Origin of the sequence: Nevskia soli (assembly GCF_903970205.1) — a bacterium.
Taxonomy (GTDB): Bacteria; Acidobacteriota; Terriglobia; order Bryobacterales; family Bryobacteraceae; genus Bog-113.
Genome location: NZ_CAJCHS010000236.1, coordinates 1 through 17,550, shown reverse-complemented (window position 1 = coordinate 17,550; position 17,550 = coordinate 1). Strand labels below are relative to the sequence as shown.

The following is a 17,550-nucleotide window of genomic DNA, read 5'->3' as shown; positions in this document are numbered from 1 at the left end:
CCCGCGAACGCATCCGAACGAACGCTTCGGTCTCGTCTTTTGACGGCATTTTGATAGGACTCGCGCTAGCTTGTGATTATGGCCGTAGCGACCCAGACAACGTCCGCGATTCGACCCTTTGTTTATGCGGCCGCTTCCATTTCAGCGCTGGGCGGCTTGCTTTTCGGGTACGACATCGGCGTCATTTCCGGCGCAATTCTGTTCGTTCAGAAACAGTTTTCCCTGTCCGCGCGCATGGAAGAAATTGTCGTCAGCTCGGTCTTGCTGGGCTCGCTCGCCGGCGCTGCGGGGGGCGGTGTTCTGGCCGATCGTTTGGGACGACGGAGATTGTTGATCGCCGCGGCCATCGTGTTTGGTCTGGGCGGCGTGGGGGCGGCTCTGGCGCCGGGCACGGCTTGGCTGATTCTCGCCCGGGTTGTTGCAGGCGTTGCGATCGGCGTTGCTTCCTTTGTCGCGCCGCTGTACATCTCCGAAATCGCACCTGTTGAGATTCGGGGAAAGCTGGTTTCGATCAATCAGCTCGCCATCACCATCGGCATTGTAATTTCTTATCTGGTCGACTACGCATTCGCGGGTTCCGGAGCGTGGCGCGGCATGTTCGCAGTGGCGGTGATTCCGGCCGCCGCCTTCGGCATCGGACTGATTTTTATTCCCGACAGCCCGCGATGGCTGGCAGGGCGCGGACGCTTGGATCAAGCCCGGGCGGTGCTCAAGAAAATTCGCAACCCGGACCAAGCGTCGAGCGAACTTAGCGACATCCAGGAGAGCCTGGGGCGGCAGAAGGGGAACTGGTCCGAACTGTGGAGTCCGGTATTGCGATCGGCCATGATCGTCGGCATCGGGCTGGCCATCGCGCAGCAGATCACCGGCATCAACACGGTCATCTATTACGCTCCGACCATCTTCAAGTTTGCGGGCTTAACTTCTTCATCCGCGGCGATTCTGGCCAGCGTCGGAGTAGGACTGGTCAACGTCACATTAACCGTAGTAGCGATGCAACTGATCGATCGCGTGGGACGGCGACCACTTCTGCTAATCAGCCTTGCGGGAATGGCGGCCAGCCTTGCCCTGCTAGGCCTCGCCTTTTCGCTTCCGCAATTCAAGAGCGTTCTGGGGTGGGTCTCAATCGCCAGCCTCATGGCATTTGTAGGTTCCTATGCCCTCGGACTCGGGCCCGTTTTCTGGCTGATACTTTCAGAGATTTACCCGTTGCGCATTCGAGGCCGCGCTATGAGCGTCGGTACTGCCGTTAACTGGACCGGCAATCTAGTCGTAGCGTTGACTTTTCTTACGCTTACGAAAGCTTTGGGAAAGCCCGGCACGTTCTGGTTGTTTGGAGTCGTCACGTTAGCGGCTTGGTTCTTTGCATTTTTCCTGGTCCCCGAAACGAAGGGGAAAACGTTGGAGCAGATTGAAGCTTACATGCGGTCCGGCAAGCATCCCCGCGCCTTATAAGTCTCGCGCAAAACAGAACGCGCACCTCTACGCTGCTTTGGCTCCGCTGACCCCGTCCCACTTCCATGGCTTTTCCATGGCGGCTACGTACTCGCCGCGGCGTGCGGCCCGGTTACATCGGGCGCGGTGATAAAGAGCCTGTTGCGCCGCCGCCACGTTCGTTTCCCGGCCGTTCCAGATCTCCAGGGCCGGCTGCTGAATGGCGCGGCCAAACGAAAACGCTACACCCCAGGGCAGATGTGACTTGAATCGGACGTTCATCGCATTCAGACGCGCAGAGGCCAACTCGCCCGATTGACCACCCGAGAGGAACGCGATGCCGGGAACAGCCGCGGGGACAGATCGCAAGAGACAGGTGACCGTGATGTCGGCCGCCGCGTCTACACCTTCTTGTTGGGGGCAAGTCAATCCGGGAAGCACCATGTTAGGTTTCAGGATCGTCCCTTCCAGCATTACCCTTTGCGTGTAAAGGTGGGCAAATACCGTGTGGAGAGCGTCTTCGGTTAGTTCGCGGCAGCGCTCGATCGTGTGATCGCCTTGCATGAGCACTTCCGGCTCAACGACAGGCACGATCCCGGCTTCCTGGCACAAAGCGGCGTAGCGGGCCAGTGCCTGCGCATTCGCCTCAAGGCAACCCCGGCTGGGAATGCTCTCGTCGACCGCAATAACCGCACGCCATTTGGCAAAGCGAGCTCCCATTCGAGAGTATTCCTTTAGGCGCTCGCGCAGTCCGTCAAGCCCCTCGGTGACTTTCTCCCCGGGGTGTAAAGCCATCTCTTGAGCGCCCGTGTCAACCTTGATGCCCGGGATGATTCCCGCGTCGACGATGGCCTTGATAAAGGGAGTGCCGTCCGTCTTCTGCTGCCGGATCGTCTCGTCGTACAGGATCAACCCACTAATGCTCTCGCCGAGACGCGGGGTGGTGATGATTAACTCCCGATAGGCGCGCCTTGCCGCTTCGGTCTGCGGAATTCCTTGCTTTGCGAAACGCTTGTTGCAAGTTGGAATGCTTTCATCAATGGCGAGCAACCCCTTATCGTCGGCAACGATCTTGCTCGCAGTATCTATCAGATCCTGACTATTCACGTATTGAATCTCCCTTAGCTCGCAGCTTGCAACAGTTCTTCAGTATCCAACCCGAACGCGGCCAACTGCGCGCGCGTCGACTTGTAGTCGGTGTGAAGAATACTCCGAATTTTCAGGCCTTCCGCAATCTGGACGAACATCGGGGTGTTTTCGATATACAACACCTTGTGCGCCGGAACCTGAGTAATATCGAGCGCCAGGCGGAAGATGTTCACGTCGGGCTTACGGAGATGAACGTAGCAGGATGAAATAAAAGCATCCACAAAACCGTCCAGGTTGAATGTTTGAATGCGGTACTCATTCAGTTCAAGCGATTCATTGCTGACCACCGCGATCTTCAGACCGTGCCGGCTTTTGAGTTGAGCGACCATTCTGAGCATGTCGTGGTCAGGTTGCGATTGGTCGCACATAAAACATCGAAACTGCGACCGCGTGAAAAGCCGGGTTTTATAAAAGACCACGAGATTGAGATATTCGTCGAAACTGAGTTTGCCTTCCTCGTGGATTTCAAAGGTTAATCGGTGACGTTCTTCCATCTCATCCCAATCGAGCCCAAACTTTTCCGCCGCCCTTCTTCGCTCCAGATGATCCCATCCGTTGGTAAGTAGGACACCGCCTACATCCACAAACAGACAGGTTATTCCCGTCGTGTTATTCATCGCTCGTTTCTCCCTGGTCCGTTCAAAGATGTCTTACTGCACGGACTGAAGGCGGTATCCGACTCCCGGTTCCGTAAGAATCGGCCGGAGAGGCGTGGAATCGCTGACCAGTTTCCTTCGCAGATTGCTGACGGTGACGCGCAAGAGGTGAATGGAATCGTGATATTGCGTGCAACCCCATACTTCGTGAATCAATTGATTATGTGTTCTGACTAGCCCCGCATGGCGCACCAAAACCCGAAGAAGATGATATTCGGTTGCAGTTAGTTTGATTTGTTCATCCCCGACAAACACCTCTCGCTTGCTGAAGTCCACTTTAAGGGCGCCTGTCGTGAAAACTTCGTTTGTTAACTTAGCGCAACTCCTCCGCACGACGGCGCGAACCCGGGCCAGCAGCTCGCTCATGCTGAACGGTTTTGTTAGATAATCATCCGCGCCGGCATCGAGAGATTCGATCTTCTCGGATTCCTGATCACGAACCGATAGCACCACAATAGGCAACGATGTCCATTCGCGCATCCGGCCCAAGACTTCTTTGCCGTTGGTTCCGGGCGAAGATAAGTGTAGGACGATCAAATCAGGCTGAATGGACCGTGATACCCGCCGGGCCGATTCGCCCTCCAAGGCCGCGTAAGCATAGTGCGCGGCTGACCGCAGCCCAGCGCAAAGCAAACTCAGCGTCGAAAACTCATCCTCTACAACGAGTATCCGGAGCCTTCTATCGGCCGAAACTTCAAGTGTGGAGCTGTTTTCACGCAAGCTCCGAAAGGTCTGCGAAGATGTCGCCGTTTACCGCCTCAATTCTATTTAAAGTGATTGAATTCGTGACCTACGGATGAGTGGGCAACTCGCGCGCCGAATGCGATTCCGCCGGTGGCGTTGCAATATAAGCTTCTTTTCTCCTACCCCTCGCGCCACCGGCGTCCCTAAAGCGTCAAACGACAACATAAGGTCACCCGGTGTTCCCCGGTGAATGGTCTGTAGCCCCCTCATCCGTAGCTTTTTGACGCGGATTTGACGCTTTCCCCGCTACCTTGGAATCAGCCCTCGGGGTTTCCAAAGGCGCGATTAATACATCTTTCCCGGGGAGCGCGGCAGGGGTCAAAAGGTCATGATCGAAACTACTTTCGAAGTACCAATCCAGACATCAGTGACGAGCTCGCCGGCTACGAGCTCGCCGGCTACGAGCTCAACGGGCAGAGGCGTGTCCGTGAATCTCACCAAAGATTCCTTGACGGCCGAGTTGCTTGCGAAAATGAACGCCTATTGGCGGGCAGCGAACTATATTTCAGTCGGTCAGATCTATCTTTTCGATAATCCCCTGCTGAAAGAGCCGCTCAAACTCTCCCACGTCAAGCCCTTAGTGGTTGGCCATTGGGGGACGACGCCGGGCCAGAACTTCATTTACGTGCATTTGAACCGGGTGATCAAGAAGTACGACTTGGATATGTTCTACGTTGCCGGTCCGGGTCACGGCGGCCCGGCCATCGTGGGCAACGTCTACCTGGAAGGCACCTGGAGCGAGATTTACCCGAACGTGACTCAGGATGAAGCGGGGATGAAGAAACTGTTTACGCAGTTCTCGTTCCCCGGAGGGATCTCAAGCCATGTCGCGCCGACAACTCCAGGATCGATTCACGAAGGCGGTGAACTCGGGTACTCGCTGAGCCATGCCTTCGGAGCCGCGTTCGACAATCCCGATCTGATCGTAGCCTGCGTCGTCGGCGACGGCGAAGCGGAAACCGGCCCGCTGGCGACTTCGTGGCAATCCAACAAGTTTCTGAATCCGATTACCGACGGCGCTGTGCTCCCGATTCTGCACCTCAACGGCTACAAGATTAGTAATCCCACCGTGCTCGCCCGGATCGAGCATGAAGAACTCGAACATTTCCTGAAAGGCTGTGGATGGGCGCCGCTATTCGTCGAAGGCGATGACCCGGAAAAGATGCACCATCTAATGGCGAGCACCATGGAAAAAGCCATCGAGGCTATTCGGGAGATTCAACAAAACGCGCGAAGCCGGAATAATAACACCCGGCCGCGTTGGCCGATGATCGTGCTCAAGTCACCTAAAGGCTGGACCGGACCCAAGGAAGTGGATGGCCTGCAAATTGAGGGCACTTTCCGCGCGCACCAGGTGCCGATCTTAGTCGATCCCGAGCACCCCGATCACGTCAAGCTGCTTGAAAGCTGGATGAAGAGTTATCGGGCGGAAGAACTGTTCGATAAGAACGGCCGTCTGATTCCGGAACTAGCCGAACTCGCCCCAACCGGCGACCGGCGAATGGGCGCCAATCCGCACGCCAATGGCGGCCGGCTGCTTCGCGACTTACAGATGCCCGACTTCCGTACTCACGCTGTCGCGGTACCTTCGCCGGGCGCAGTTGACGGACAGGATACGCTCGTCCTGGGCAAGTTCCTGCGCGACGTAGCGGTATTGAATCAGGATCAGCATAACTTTCGAGTTTTCGGTCCCGACGAGACACTTTCGAATCTTCTGGGCGCTGTCTTCGAAGTCACCAGCCGCCAATGGGACGCGCGGGAACAGAGTAACGACGAATTTCTGGCGCCTTCCGGACAAGTGCTGGACTCGATGCTCAGCGAGCATCAATGCGAGGGTTGGCTGGAAGGATACTTGCTGACGGGCCGTCACGGTCTGTTCAACAGCTATGAGGCCTTCATTCGCATTGTCGACTCTATGTTTAGTCAGCACGCTAAGTGGCTGAAGGTAACTTCGGAACTACCTTGGCGGCGAAAGATTGCTTCACTGAACTATCTGCTTGCCTCCCACGTGTGGCAGCAGGATCACAACGGCTTCACCCATCAAGATCCCGGTTTTCTCGATCATGTCATCAACAAAAAAGCCGACATCGTACGCGTCTATCTTCCGCCGGACGCGAACTGTCTACTATCTACCTTCGACCACTGCCTGCGCAGCAGACACTACGTAAACGTCGTGGTCGCCGGCAAGCACGCGCTGCCTCAGTGGCTGACCATCGACCAAGCGGTCGTGCACTGCACCAAGGGCGTCGGTATCTGGCAATGGGCAAGTAACGATCAGGATTCCGAACCGGACGTGGTGATGGCTTGCTGCGGCGATACCCCCACTCTAGAGATTCTGGCCGCCGTTTCCATCCTGCGCGAGCACTTGCCGCAGCTGAGGATCCGGGTGATTAATGTCGTCGATCTGATGAAGCTTGAGTCGGCGAGTGAGCACCCACACGGACTGAGTGAAAGCGAATATGACTCGCTGTTCACTAAGGACAAACACATCATCTTTGGGTTCCACGGATACCCCTGGCTGGTCCACCGCCTCACTTACCGCCGGACGAACCGCAACCTGCATGTCCGCGGGTACAAGGAAGAAGGCACGATAACAACCGCCTTCGACATGCGCGTACAGAACGACCTCGACCGGTTCCACCTGGTGCAGGACGTAATCGACCGTTTGCCGAACCTTGGCTCGAAAGGCGCTTACTTGAAGCAGTCCATGCAGGACAAGCTGATCGAGCACAAGCTCTACATCGACAAGCACGGTCAAGACTTACCGGAGATCCGCAACTGGAAGTGGCCGGGATCCGGGAAAACCGGGGCTGTGTGAGCGCCCGCACGGCTCATCCGGATAATCGCCCTTACTGGCAGCGAGCGCATCATGACTGGAAGTTCTGGGTTGCCATGGTTCTGATGCTCTCGGCACTAGCTATGTATGTTATGAGCGATAACCTCGCGCTCGTTCCACGATTGCACTAAAACAACCGTAAGGGCGATCTCTACATGAAAGAACTAGTCGTAGTCGACCTGGACGGAACCGTGGCGGAAAGCAAGTCGCCACTTGACCGCGAGATGTCAGGGCTCCCTTGCTGGTACGCGTAGGGAAGCAGATCGTCTCTCGCATGTTCGACGTCTTCGGACACGCCATCGACCGCGGCCCGGCACCGGCGGACGTGCATTGGCGAAGCATCCCTCGCGATCCGCAGCCACCAACCCGCAAGGCTAAGAGGTAAAAGAAAATGATCGACACTATCGTCCAAACACCGGCTGATACACCGAACAGGTTTATCCCTCCCGCCGAAGTGCATTCCGCCCTTCGTTGGACGAGGCGCCGGCCGCTCTATTCGATTCGCAAGAGACGCCGCAGGTTACAACGCCCCAGCTCGCGCCTCAGCAGGTCACAGGGCTAGCCAAGCCGGGCACCGGAATCGAACAGGAGCGGCTCCAACTCGCGGCTGCCCAGAAGGCGATTGATTCGCTCAAGGTTCTGCTGGACGCCGCCCCTGCCGGAAGATCTTGACTATAACGCGCGGGTAAAGCGGGATCGGACTTGGCCGCTACAACGGCACCCAGCATCTATGCCTTTCGCGATTGCCGCCGCATCTAGAGATCTCTTCCGAGCTTAGGGTAATAGCTGCTTCTGTTGCTGATATCGACATCGTCTCGCCTCTGGCGACCGTTGGCCTCGGTATGAGAGCTTTGCCGGTAACTCGATATCGCACCTAAACTTTCCGGCAGCGGCGAACGAAAAGCGCTTCAGTCATATCCCGGCGCGTGCCCAGGAACCTCCCACGAATGGTTATGCAGTTTGCCAGAGGATCACTGCAACGCGTTTGAAAGGCTACGCGTGCGGATGTGACATCGGCGACGATCGCGAGGAGAGTTCGTGTCCGTATAGACCGAACTCGCTGGATGTCGAGGCGTTCGGTTTGTCACTCTACAACGCGGCGCTCTATGGATATGCGACCCGGTAGCGAAGACTGAATAAGCCCGGCGGGCTTGCGTCGCGACGCCCGGCCAGATGACAAAAATGTCATTTTCTCGTAATTCTCGCGTCAGTTCGCAGTCGTTAAACTGAGTCTGCTTGTCGAGCTGTCCTGCAGTCGCAGCGCGTCGGCAAACGAAGAAGGAAAAGAGAGAGAAAACGATTAATGTCCAAGAAGAATTCTCGGAATCAATCTCGAAGCAACCCTTTACCTCTGCTCGCCGGCGTACTGGCGACAGGGCTGAGCGTTTCGGCCCTTATGGGTCAATCCGTACCCTTTCCCACGTACAAAGTAGGCGAGAACCAGAATGCTTCACACGGTCCTACCTACCCGGAAACCACACCGTATCCGTGGGTCACCAGCAACGGCCAGATCATCACTCCGGTGGGTACCCAGGTTTACCTCGGCATCACAACCCGCGCCAAAGCCGTCGCGCTGAATCCTAACACCAAGACGCACACTGCCGCCGTGCTTCAAATGGGCGCCCCGCAAGCCGTCTCGATTTTCAATACCCAGACGGGCGCGGTCGTGCAGACCTACAGCCCACCGTATCTGTCAGGCGCTACCGTTGAGTACGACACCAACGGCAGCGAATTCGGCATCACCTACACCCCGGACGGCTTGCACCTGCTGTTCAGCCAGGATGGCAATTACGCGCCTGGCAGCTACGTCACCATTGCCAGCGTCGATCCCAACACCGGCCTTATCACATCGACCGGCGGCTCGGACCCTTACCCTACCCAAGTCAACGTTCCAATCGATGTCAACAGCTCTAACGTTCTAACGACAGTCACCTGCTTCCCGAACAGCCCTCCGGGCACCACCGGCAGCGTTGAAATTCCGTGCGGTCAGACGGTCTCGATTGCATCGGATTACACATACACCTCTTATCCGCTCGGCATCGCGGTCTCGGCCGATGGCAAAACCGCTTATGCCGTACTAGACAATAACGACACGCTGACCAAGATCGACCTGACCGCGACTACACCGACGGAAGGCCCAGAGATCCGTGTCGGCAACGTCCCGCACAGTGTAATAATCTCGCCGGATGGAAAGACGGCCTACGTCTCGAACCAGGCCGGCCGGATTGCTCTTATGGACGATTTCCAGGGATACTCAAACGGCACTCCGGTTTTCGCCGCGTATCCGACCGGCAGCGCGGCGACGGGTTCGGTTTCCGTGGTTGACCTGACAACGTTTACGGTTACGGGCGAGATCTACACCGGCCTGCACCCGACGGGGATGGCTTTTTGGGGCAAGAAGCTATTGGTCGCCAATACATATGACGACACCATCTCGGTCATCGACACCACCACCAACACGGTGACGGGCGTCATCAGCGTCGGGCTCCCGATCAAGGTTCCCGGCAGCACTTCTCCGGCCTACGGGGCGGGTCCCAACTCGATCGCTGTGGATGACGCAACCGCAACAGCCTACGTCGCCCTGTACAATGCAAACGCGATTGCGGTGGTCAACCTCGCCGCCACCTCCAATTCGACTGCCGTTGTAGGCATGATTCCGGTCGCCTACGCGCCAAGTTCGGTTGTTTTGGACAAGGCGGACGGTAAGATCATCGTCGCGGACGACAAGGGCATCGGCACCACCGGCTACGCGGTAGCTCCCCCTCCGACGAATACAGCGGAAAACTCTTACGGAACTTACTACGACGTAACTGACTTCAATACTCACCAGGACCTCGGCATCGTCAGCCTCGTTTCCGTGCCTACCGGCAACCTAGCCGCGTTGACGAAACAGGTCTACCAAAACAACCATTGGGATCTAGCGCAAAATATCGCATCGGCCGCAGGGGGCAACCCCCAGGCTCCGCCTGCCGCGATCCCGGCAAAGATCGGCTCTCCGTCGAAGATCAAGCACGTATTCGTGATCATCCGTGAGAACCGCACCTACGATCAGATCATTGGTGATGTCGCAGGCGGTAATGGCGACGCCTCCCTGGCAGTTTTCGGCGACAACGCAACGTACGGCGCCGTCACGCCCAACGCGCACGCGCTAGTGCAGCGCTTCCCGCTTTTCGACAACTTCTACGACCCGAGCCGGCAGTCGGCCGACGGTCACAACTGGATCGTGCAGGCCATGGCGCCCTATTCTGACGACATTCAGTCGCCGGACTGGCTCCGCGACTATCCTTCCAACGGCGGCGATGCGATCGCTTACCAGAAGGCGGGCCATCTCTGGGACCAAGTTGCGAAGTCCGGCCTTTACTTCAAGAATTTCGGCGAGTACGTAGAGTACGACACGTTCTTACAGCCAAGCGGGTCAACCACCGAGCCCCAGTGGATCGACTTCTACGACGATGCGATGGCTTACGAATGTGGCGCTGAGAGCCAACTCTACAACTACAACACGGTCTCCTCCCACTCGCCCCTCCCGAATCTGATCAATAACACGGTTACGAACTACCCGCAGTTCGATCTAGGTATCCCCGACCAGTTCCGCTTCGATATCTGGAATGAGGTTTTCCAGAGTGACCTCGCGTCCGGTACGGTGCCTCATCTGGAATTCATGTGGATCAGCTCGGACCATACCGGCGGCCCCCCGACCTCGCAGGCCATGCAGGCCGATAACGATTTGGCTCTTGGGCGCTACGTGGACGCCATCAGCCACAGCTCCATCTGGTCCTCTTCGGCCATCTTCGTCGAGGAAGACGATGCGCAGAATGGCGTCGATCACGTCGACGGCCACCGCAGCCCCGGCTATATCTTCAGCCCCTATGTCAAGCAGATGGTGAACAGCGACGGCTCCGGGGCCGGCGTAACCGAGGACAGCACATTCTACACGCAGGTCAACATGACTCGTACGATCGAGCAGATTCTCGGTCTCACGCCCATGAACCAGTTCGATCTGGTAGCCTCGCCGATGAGTGAAATCTTCGTTGACACCCCGCCCAAGGAAAACTTCCTGCCGTGGTCGCATGTGGCCAACGGGATCCCCCTGAATATGGGTGTTAGCGAGACTCCGGCTCAGCCGATCCCGACCTGCCCCGCGAGCCCGGCTCATATCGCAAGCTCAAAGGCCCGCAGTCACATGAATGCAAGCGACAGCGCTGCGGTTAAAGCGTTGCGCGATGGATGGCTGAAGAAGAAGACCGAGATCTTCGCCGGCAATTATCACAAACCCGACGTCGAAGATGTGGACACCGTCAGCCACTACAACTGGTATGAGGCCACCGGCTTTACGCGCCCCTTCCCCGGGGAGAAGACGGTTCGTCCGGCGAGCGACTTCAACAAAGCTGTGCCCGCCAAGGACGACGACGACGACGATAAATAAGTCGCATTCCGGCCTTTAATTAGCCCTCTCTCCGCTCGCCGGGGAGAGGGCTTTTTTGTTTCTACGGAATTCGGCATGACCCTCGGTTCACAACCAAAGATGGAAGGGGACTGCAAAGCCCCACTTCGAGCCCGACCGAAGGGGAGGGTCCGCCTGAGGGTCCTCCGCTATCAGCCGCGTTGACCCCTTCCGGGTGTAACGGTCTATGTTGGGGATCATTTTCGAGGCAGGCCGAAAAAGGCCCTCCCGCGCCAAGCTATTCACGCGCCACGTCGCTTGCACTCGCTTCTTTGACTGTTCGATCCGCGTCCTCTTGGAGGAGGAATCCCTCTTGAACCATGCGAGCCGCAGCTTCTCTCACAAGCTTCACATACGCTTCATGTGAACGGTAACGCTCCTCGAGTGAAGGCCTCGGATCGCCGTTCGCAAGCCGCTCCGCCTTAGTTCGGGCAAACGGAATAAATCCACCGGCAAACCCACAGCCTCTACCTTTGAAATATCCGGACGCTGTTACATTCCACCCTAGATAGGTTCCAAGTGGAACCTGCATCAAGACCGACGCGATCCCACTTGTTTCGTTCCCATCGGCGTTGGTTCGCGGAACTAACATCGGGATGGTTTGCCGGACAGTCGGCGGCGCAAACGAGATGACTCCGGACAGATCGTTGTAGTTGAAATCGGGGCCGTAATCATAGACGAAGAAAGGGTTGATGAGGTTGTCCGGTAACGGCTCCCCGGGAATCATCGGAAATCCCATCGCCAGATGATCCGGTGGAGCCAGTTCGCCACGCGACAGCGTCGGATAGCGGCTAGGCGGCGGAACCTTATGGTGCACCACCCAGTCGATTAATGCGAGACGCAAAGCGCGCATCGAGTCGGCGGTTGGATTGGGATTATCAGCTAGCGCACACGTCCCGCCGGCCGCCGGACGGGAGTCAGTTCTAAATCCGCCCTGACCACCGCCATGGGTGACGCCTGGGAAGTAGTAACGACGAACTTCAGCCGGTAGCGGAATGTCTTGATTCGCGCGCGTTCCAACCAAGTCCGGCGACATGCGAAGCCCCCAAAACTCAGAGGATCCGAAGGTCTCCACGATCTTCGGGCATGTATTCGTTGCGCGGCATCGATCGAGCAGGCCTGCGACCCTTCGTCCACGCTCCTCATCGCGATAATCGGTCCACCAGAGCACGCCTTCACTCCCCGGTTCGAATCGATTCGCCGCCCCGCCTGGAATTGCGAAGCGAATATTCACGGCACACTGGCGCGCGGCAATGTTCGGGTTCATCCCATCGAAAACCTTGCGCTGCGATTCATCTTGATTGAACCCCAAATTCAAAAAAGAGCGTAAGAAATTGCCGGACTGCGACGTACCGAACGCAATCGCGAACCGGAGTTTTCCGGCCAAGGGGTTGGCGGCGCCGTCGGCGTCCACCGTCGAGTGGCGCAGGAACGCGACAAGGTCGCGCGTGGCGGCAAATCCAATGCCGAGAACAAGCGGATCCTTCGCCGTGAACACGAGTTGATAAAGCAATGCTGGATCGAATCCGGACTTCAGACAGATCTTGTTAGGGTGCGGTGTACCGGGAAACGGCCTCGCCTCGCAATCGGCGAACGCCCAGTCGTCCGCCTTGATAGGGACCATCTCGCCGTCTTCAGAGGCTTGCGCGGTGAGTAACGCCCTGGTGGTGTCGAGCGTTTCAGGAAACTGGTATTTGAGGCCGCCATAGCCTGTATTGAGCGGTGCGGTGTGGGAACCGGCAGGCAAATTGGCGAGTCGGACGAGCACCGGGCCGGTGATATCTGTTTTGCCATTCGAGTGCGCCACGGGAACCGTTATCGCTTCGAGCCCGTTCTGCGGATCGAGATCTCCCTGCCATCCGGAGAAAAGAACGGCGTGACCCGCGTGGAGCGCATCGGCCCAATACTTTGTGCTGAGCACGATGTGACCGCGGTTGGGTACTTCGTAGAGCAGGACGTCAGTGCTTTTAGCAGGATCGACGGGCGCCAGCAGCGTAAACGTGGCCGAGTATTCAACCTTTCCGCGAGAATTTCGAGGCGCCGAAGCGAGATCAGTGATGAGGGCGTTGCTTGGATCACGCGGGTCAAGTTCGCCGAAGAACCGGCCGGTGAGCTTGCGATACTGGCCAACCGACCCAAACGATTCGCCGTTCAGCGCGGGCGATTCCGTGCGCTCAACGACAAACCGAACGACCCGCGCGCCGGCAACCTTTGGGAGCGCGATCTGAATTGCGAAAAGAGCGGGAAGCAACGCAAGTATAGGTCTAGAGCGCATGGGGACAGCTCTCATCGTATAGCGAAAGCGCCTCTTCGCCAACCCGAACTGAATCCGGCGTATCTTCCATCTGGTGCGATACACCTGACAGGCATTATTCCGTTCAGGAACCGTGAGGGGGGGACAAGCAAATGGTGGGATCTTTCCCGCGCCAGCCCGTATTCGCCGGCTTGCTTATGTTTGGCGGCTGTTTGATGAGTTCGCTTCAAGCGCAAAGCGTGCAGTGGGTACAACAGAATCCGACGACTTACCCCTCGCAGCGCTGCTGCCCAGGCATGGCGTTCGATCCGGTAGACGCGTCCAGTGTGTTGTTTTCCGGCTCCTATTCTGGAGGAGGTGGAACCTCGAATGACATGTGGCTCTGGCATAAGACCTGGTATTTTATAACGCCAACATCGTCCCCCTCCGCGCGAAAGGGGGCTGGAATGGCTTTGGATATCGCCGCCAACAACATCGTGCTGTTTGGCGGAACCGATTCCAGCGGCAATCCGCTCAATGACACCTGGATCTGGAACGGGCTTACGTGGGTGCAACAGTTCCCTCCCGTGTCTCCTCCTCCACGCCGGTTCGATGCGCAGGGAATGGTTTACGACGACGCCACTAAGCAGGTGGTGCTCTTTGGCGGCACGAACGGCAGTTCTTATCTGGGAGATACCTGGAGTTGGAACGGTGTGACACGCACGTGGATCGAGAACTTCCCCGCAACTACACCCTCACCAAGGCGAACGGTGCTGGCGTTCGATTACGCCGCCGGCAACGTGGTGTTGTTCGGCGGGGACGACGCCGCCGGGCAACTCGGGGACACGTGGATTTGGGATGGCGTAAATTGGACGGAGCTTTTTCCGCCTGCTTCGCCGTCGCCACGTAGCATGGGTGCTTTTGCCTGGGACGCGAGTTTGCGCCGGGTCGTGCTTTCGGCGGCACGGTTAACAACGTCGATCTAAACGATACTTGGCTGTACCGCGATGGGGCATGGACGCAGGCGATGGTAATCGGTAGTGTCCCGCCGGCGCGCTGGGCGCCCGGAGTAGACTACGACGCCGACTCGAAAGGACTGCTGCTCTATGGCGGCTTCAATTTCAGCCATCCCTTCAGTGACACCTGGCTGTTGTATCCCGCTCCTTAAGGCCAGTAACGGCGCCGACGTTGGCTTTCAGAAAACTCCTGGAATCAGCCGCTCCGTCTCACTGGCATAAGTCCGGTACTTATCTCCGAAAGCTCTAACGAGCGCCCGTTCCTCTACATGAATCCGATACAACAACGCAGCCGATGTCGGAACCAGGGCCGCGATGAGACCGAACCAATTCCGCGAGATTAAACCGACCGCCAGAAAGATGAGTAACATGCCGGAGTAGGATGGATGTCGCACGAAACGGTAGAGACCCGTTCGATGCATTTGCTGCGATTCCCGGATCGCGACGTTCACGCTGAACGCTTTCCCCAAGCTCACGATCGCAGTCCAGCGTACAGCGAGTCCACCGACCAGTAAGACCAGACTAAGCGGGCCGAGCCAGCGCTCGCCGGGAAGGTCGGGCGGAAGCGTGCGCCGGATCACCTCGCAAATCGTCAGCGACGGGATAATCACGGCCCACAGAATCAGCTGCGATCCGCGGTCCTGAATGTCGCCGCCGCCGCGCGCAGTCCGGCGCCACACCGCCAGTACGATTTCCGACGCCACCCAGCACCAGTAGAGTACGATCCATAGGCTTTTCACGGCTTATGCAACTCCCGCTGTATGGAAGGCAGCGTAATCATCGAGGCGGGAATTTCGGCCGGGTGAAAGGTTCCTCCCGCACATCCGAATATGTAATCGTTAATGTTGATAAACAGGTGAGTGTTCTTGATGAAGATAGGCGCCCGCAGCAGATCCCGATCGCTGAGCGAATCTACTTTCCGGCGGCCTGTCTCCACGTCGCGCGCAAAATCCTCCGCGGGCTCCACATACGGTTTATACCCATCCTTCCGCCCTGCCGGAGGGTTCGCCTTCCATTGTTCGTAATCGACTTCGTGATCTTGACGGTCATGCTCGGCGGCGATACTGGCGGGCAAAGTCTCGCGCAACTTACTAAGTGAAGACGGGCTGATGATGTCCCCCAGCAAGTACTCTTTGGCGGTCGCTAACTCGTAAGTATGAACCGCGACAGATTGGTGACAACTTCCCTGGGCTCCGATGTTCAACGACTCGGCGAGTTCCACGACGCTGACGACGTGCGCGGAAAGATGGGTCACTTCCTGTTCCATGGAAGCGACCGCCTGAAGATAGACGCACCTGGCTTTCTCAGCATCCGCCCGCAGCCGCTGGTTGATCAGTCTCACACCCTGTGACTCTGACGTGATCCGGACATACTGGATATCGGACTTGCAAACGCACCTATCCGACGGGCAGAATCTGTCATGGAACTCTTTGTCGTCCGGCTTGAGGTGGAAAGCGAGATCTTGCGACAGGTCCAAGTTCTTATACTTCGGTATGGTCTGCGAGCCAGCGGAGCGACAAAAGCACAGGGCGCCAATAGCAAACAGAATTGCGCGCCCAAAGCCAGTCAATGCGCTAACTCTTCAGCTCTGCCGCGATTTGCGCAGCTACGTTCCGCGCCTGCTCCAGCGCGCCCGGCTCGAGACTAATCGCGCCGACTTTTGCATGTCCGCCTCCGCCGAAGCGCTCACAAATGGTCGCCAGATTGTGGGTAATCTCGCGCGGCGACCACGGATTCGAGCCCACACTAATCTTAGTCCGTACTTTCGTGGGTAACACCGAAACCGTATAACTACTCTGCGGAAACAGATAGTAGGGGATGAACTTGTTGTAACCTTCGAGATCGTAGCCGGTAAGGTCGAACGTCACGACGCCGTCATCCTGCTTCGCGCGCTCCTTGATCATATCGACCGACCTTAGGTGCCGTTCGTATAGCGGCGAGAAAAGCTGTTCCACCTCGGATTGCTCGACAATTTCCGCCAGCGGCATCCGCCGCATCCAGTCAATGATTTTGCGCGAAATACCCGATTCCTTTGCGCTTTCGATGACTAACGTGAGCTTCATCGCGGGCGCGGGCATCTCCACCGCTGTGCGCGCATCCTGATATTGCGCGCCGTCCACGATGTCGGCCCATTCGACCAGTTCGCTGAGCTCCGGCGCGGTGAACCGGAAGCGGTCCCGCGCGATCTCACTAATGAACTTCGTACAGGACTTATACTCCGGGTCATACAATTTCTTACCGCTGCGGTCGCGGGCAAAATGCTCCGCATCCTCCGGAGTCAGGAAGGCGCTTTGATGATGATCGAACCACCAGGTCAGCTTGGGATGACTCGAATACTTGAAATCGACAATCGCGTTCTCATCGCCATCGAATAATTCGTCCGGAAAGGTTTGCCGCGCCTGATGAATCATTCCCTGGAAGCGGAATTCCGATCCGGGGTAGAAGGCGGTTTCGACAAACCGGCTGAAGTATGCGGCCGACGCGGCGCCGTCGAAACAATGATCGTGATGCAGAATGCGAAGGAGCATTGAGATGTGGCGAAAGATGAGTGGCGAAAACCTTTCAGCTTGCCTTAAGTCCGCCGGTTTTGCAAGTGCCGGCCGAAGGCGAGCCAACGCCAAGCGAATCTGACCCGCAGTTTTGTCTCTCTGTGTGACACACGACTCCGCCTGGCCTTCGCTCCAAATATTCACCCCTTTTGTCGAATCCCCGCAAGCAATACGGTAATCTCGATAGAGTAAGAGGTATTTCACCATGCCCGCTCACCGGGACGCCTTCGACGCCGCATACGATCAGTTGGTCCGTGTTGAAATCGAACGTTTTCGCGCCAAAGCGCAAGAGCTCCTCGACGGGTCCATCACGGACGACGATTTCCGCGGATTTCGCCTCCGCTACGGCATCTATGGGCAGCGCCAGCCCGGCGTGCAAATGGTCCGCACCAAGTTCCCCGGCGGCGTCCTAACCGCGGGCCAGATGCGTCAACTCGCCCTGATTTCGGACCGGCACGCGCACGGCCGCGGCCACCTCACCACGCGCCA

Annotated in this window: 14 protein-coding genes and 1 pseudogene; 8 read left to right on the top strand and 7 right to left on the bottom strand. The window is 57.5% G+C overall.

Annotated elements, in window-relative coordinates:
* The first annotated feature begins 78 nt into the window (after positions 1-78).
* The gene (locus tag H1Y01_RS10740; RefSeq protein ID WP_180540517.1) at positions 79-1,455 is read left to right on the top strand and encodes a sugar porter family MFS transporter; all 1,377 of its coding nucleotides are present in this window, start codon (positions 79-81) and stop codon (positions 1,453-1,455) included.
* A gap of 27 nt (positions 1,456-1,482) precedes the next feature.
* Here the strand turns inward: H1Y01_RS10740 and H1Y01_RS10735 are convergent, their stop codons facing one another.
* Genes H1Y01_RS10735 through H1Y01_RS10725 form a run of 3 tightly spaced genes read right to left on the bottom strand, consistent with a single transcriptional unit; the run spans position 1,483 to position 3,959 of the window.
* Positions 1,483-2,541: a class I fructose-bisphosphate aldolase gene (locus tag H1Y01_RS10735; protein WP_180540516.1), complete on the bottom strand. Its 1,059-nt coding sequence runs from the start codon at positions 2,539-2,541 to the stop codon at positions 1,483-1,485.
* Positions 2,542-2,555: 14 nt separating this feature from the next.
* The gene (locus tag H1Y01_RS10730; protein WP_180540515.1) at positions 2,556-3,200 is read right to left on the bottom strand and encodes an HAD family hydrolase; all 645 of its coding nucleotides are present in this window, start codon (positions 3,198-3,200) and stop codon (positions 2,556-2,558) included.
* A 33-nt stretch (positions 3,201-3,233) separates the two neighbouring features.
* The gene (locus tag H1Y01_RS10725) at positions 3,234-3,959 is read right to left on the bottom strand and encodes a response regulator transcription factor (RefSeq protein WP_257644438.1); all 726 of its coding nucleotides are present in this window, start codon (positions 3,957-3,959) and stop codon (positions 3,234-3,236) included.
* Between the two features lie 451 nt (positions 3,960-4,410).
* Between H1Y01_RS10725 and H1Y01_RS10720 the strand changes: the two genes are divergently transcribed.
* The 4 genes from H1Y01_RS10720 (at position 4,411) to H1Y01_RS10705 (ending at position 11,245) form a co-directional block, all read left to right on the top strand.
* Positions 4,411-6,801 (top strand): phosphoketolase family protein, encoded by a 2,391-nt coding sequence (locus H1Y01_RS10720; protein WP_257644437.1) that lies wholly within the window; start codon positions 4,411-4,413, stop codon positions 6,799-6,801.
* A 489-nt stretch (positions 6,802-7,290) separates the two neighbouring features.
* Positions 7,291-7,491, top strand: coding sequence for a hypothetical protein (locus H1Y01_RS10715; protein ID WP_180540512.1), 201 nt, complete (start codon positions 7,291-7,293; stop codon positions 7,489-7,491).
* Positions 7,492-7,804: 313 nt separating this feature from the next.
* A complete protein-coding gene (locus tag H1Y01_RS10710; protein WP_180540511.1) occupies positions 7,805-7,945 on the top strand; it encodes a hypothetical protein in 141 nt (46 codons plus the stop codon).
* 270 nt (positions 7,946-8,215) lie between these two features.
* Entirely contained in the window at positions 8,216-11,245 is a 3,030-nt protein-coding gene (locus H1Y01_RS10705) for a YncE family protein (RefSeq protein ID WP_180540510.1), read from the top strand.
* A 256-nt stretch (positions 11,246-11,501) separates the two neighbouring features.
* Here H1Y01_RS10705 and H1Y01_RS10700 read toward each other — a convergent pair whose 3' ends face one another.
* Positions 11,502-13,538: an alpha/beta hydrolase domain-containing protein gene (locus H1Y01_RS10700; RefSeq protein ID WP_180540509.1), complete on the bottom strand. Its 2,037-nt coding sequence runs from the start codon at positions 13,536-13,538 to the stop codon at positions 11,502-11,504.
* Positions 13,539-13,732: 194 nt separating this feature from the next.
* Here H1Y01_RS10700 and H1Y01_RS10695 point away from each other — a divergent pair, with 194 nt between their 5' ends.
* Together H1Y01_RS10695 and H1Y01_RS10690 are read left to right on the top strand one after the other, a co-directional pair.
* Positions 13,733-14,482, top strand: a complete 750-nt coding sequence (locus H1Y01_RS10695; RefSeq protein ID WP_180540508.1) for a Kelch repeat-containing protein — start codon at positions 13,733-13,735, stop codon at positions 14,480-14,482.
* A 41-nt stretch (positions 14,483-14,523) separates the two neighbouring features.
* Positions 14,524-14,664: a hypothetical protein gene (locus H1Y01_RS10690; protein ID WP_180540507.1), complete on the top strand. Its 141-nt coding sequence runs from the start codon at positions 14,524-14,526 to the stop codon at positions 14,662-14,664.
* A gap of 27 nt (positions 14,665-14,691) precedes the next feature.
* Here H1Y01_RS10690 and H1Y01_RS10685 read toward each other — a convergent pair whose 3' ends face one another.
* The 3 genes from H1Y01_RS10685 to H1Y01_RS10675 all read right to left on the bottom strand — a co-directional run bounded on the left by H1Y01_RS10685 (position 14,692) and on the right by H1Y01_RS10675 (position 17,040).
* Positions 14,692-15,252: a methyltransferase family protein gene (locus tag H1Y01_RS10685; protein WP_180540506.1), complete on the bottom strand. Its 561-nt coding sequence runs from the start codon at positions 15,250-15,252 to the stop codon at positions 14,692-14,694.
* Positions 15,249-15,989 (bottom strand): hypothetical protein, encoded by a 741-nt coding sequence (locus H1Y01_RS10680; protein ID WP_180540505.1) that lies wholly within the window; start codon positions 15,987-15,989, stop codon positions 15,249-15,251. Before H1Y01_RS10680 ends, H1Y01_RS10685 begins: the two co-directional genes overlap by 4 nt.
* Before the next feature lie 97 nt (positions 15,990-16,086).
* Entirely contained in the window at positions 16,087-17,040 is a 954-nt protein-coding gene (locus H1Y01_RS10675) for a phosphoesterase (RefSeq protein ID WP_180540504.1), read from the bottom strand.
* 226 nt (positions 17,041-17,266) lie between these two features.
* On the opposite strand from H1Y01_RS10675, the pseudogene H1Y01_RS10670 reads away from it, so the two are divergent.
* A pseudogene (locus H1Y01_RS10670) lies at positions 17,267-17,550 on the top strand (nitrite reductase); the annotation flags it as partial.

Coding starts and splice junctions, on each gene's coding strand:
- H1Y01_RS10740 (WP_180540517.1), top strand. CDS start 79: ATGGCCGTAGCGACCCAGACAACGTCCGCGATTCGACCCTTTGTTTAT.
- H1Y01_RS10730 (WP_180540515.1), bottom strand. CDS start 3,200: ATGAATAACACGACGGGAATAACCTGTCTGTTTGTGGATGTAGGCGGT.
- H1Y01_RS10705 (WP_180540510.1), top strand. CDS start 8,216: ATGGGTCAATCCGTACCCTTTCCCACGTACAAAGTAGGCGAGAACCAG.
- H1Y01_RS10700 (WP_180540509.1), bottom strand. CDS start 13,538: ATGCGCTCTAGACCTATACTTGCGTTGCTTCCCGCTCTTTTCGCAATT.
- H1Y01_RS10695 (WP_180540508.1), top strand. CDS start 13,733: ATGAGTTCGCTTCAAGCGCAAAGCGTGCAGTGGGTACAACAGAATCCG.
- H1Y01_RS10690 (WP_180540507.1), top strand. CDS start 14,524: ATGGTAATCGGTAGTGTCCCGCCGGCGCGCTGGGCGCCCGGAGTAGAC.
- H1Y01_RS10675 (WP_180540504.1), bottom strand. CDS start 17,040: ATGCTCCTTCGCATTCTGCATCACGATCATTGTTTCGACGGCGCCGCG.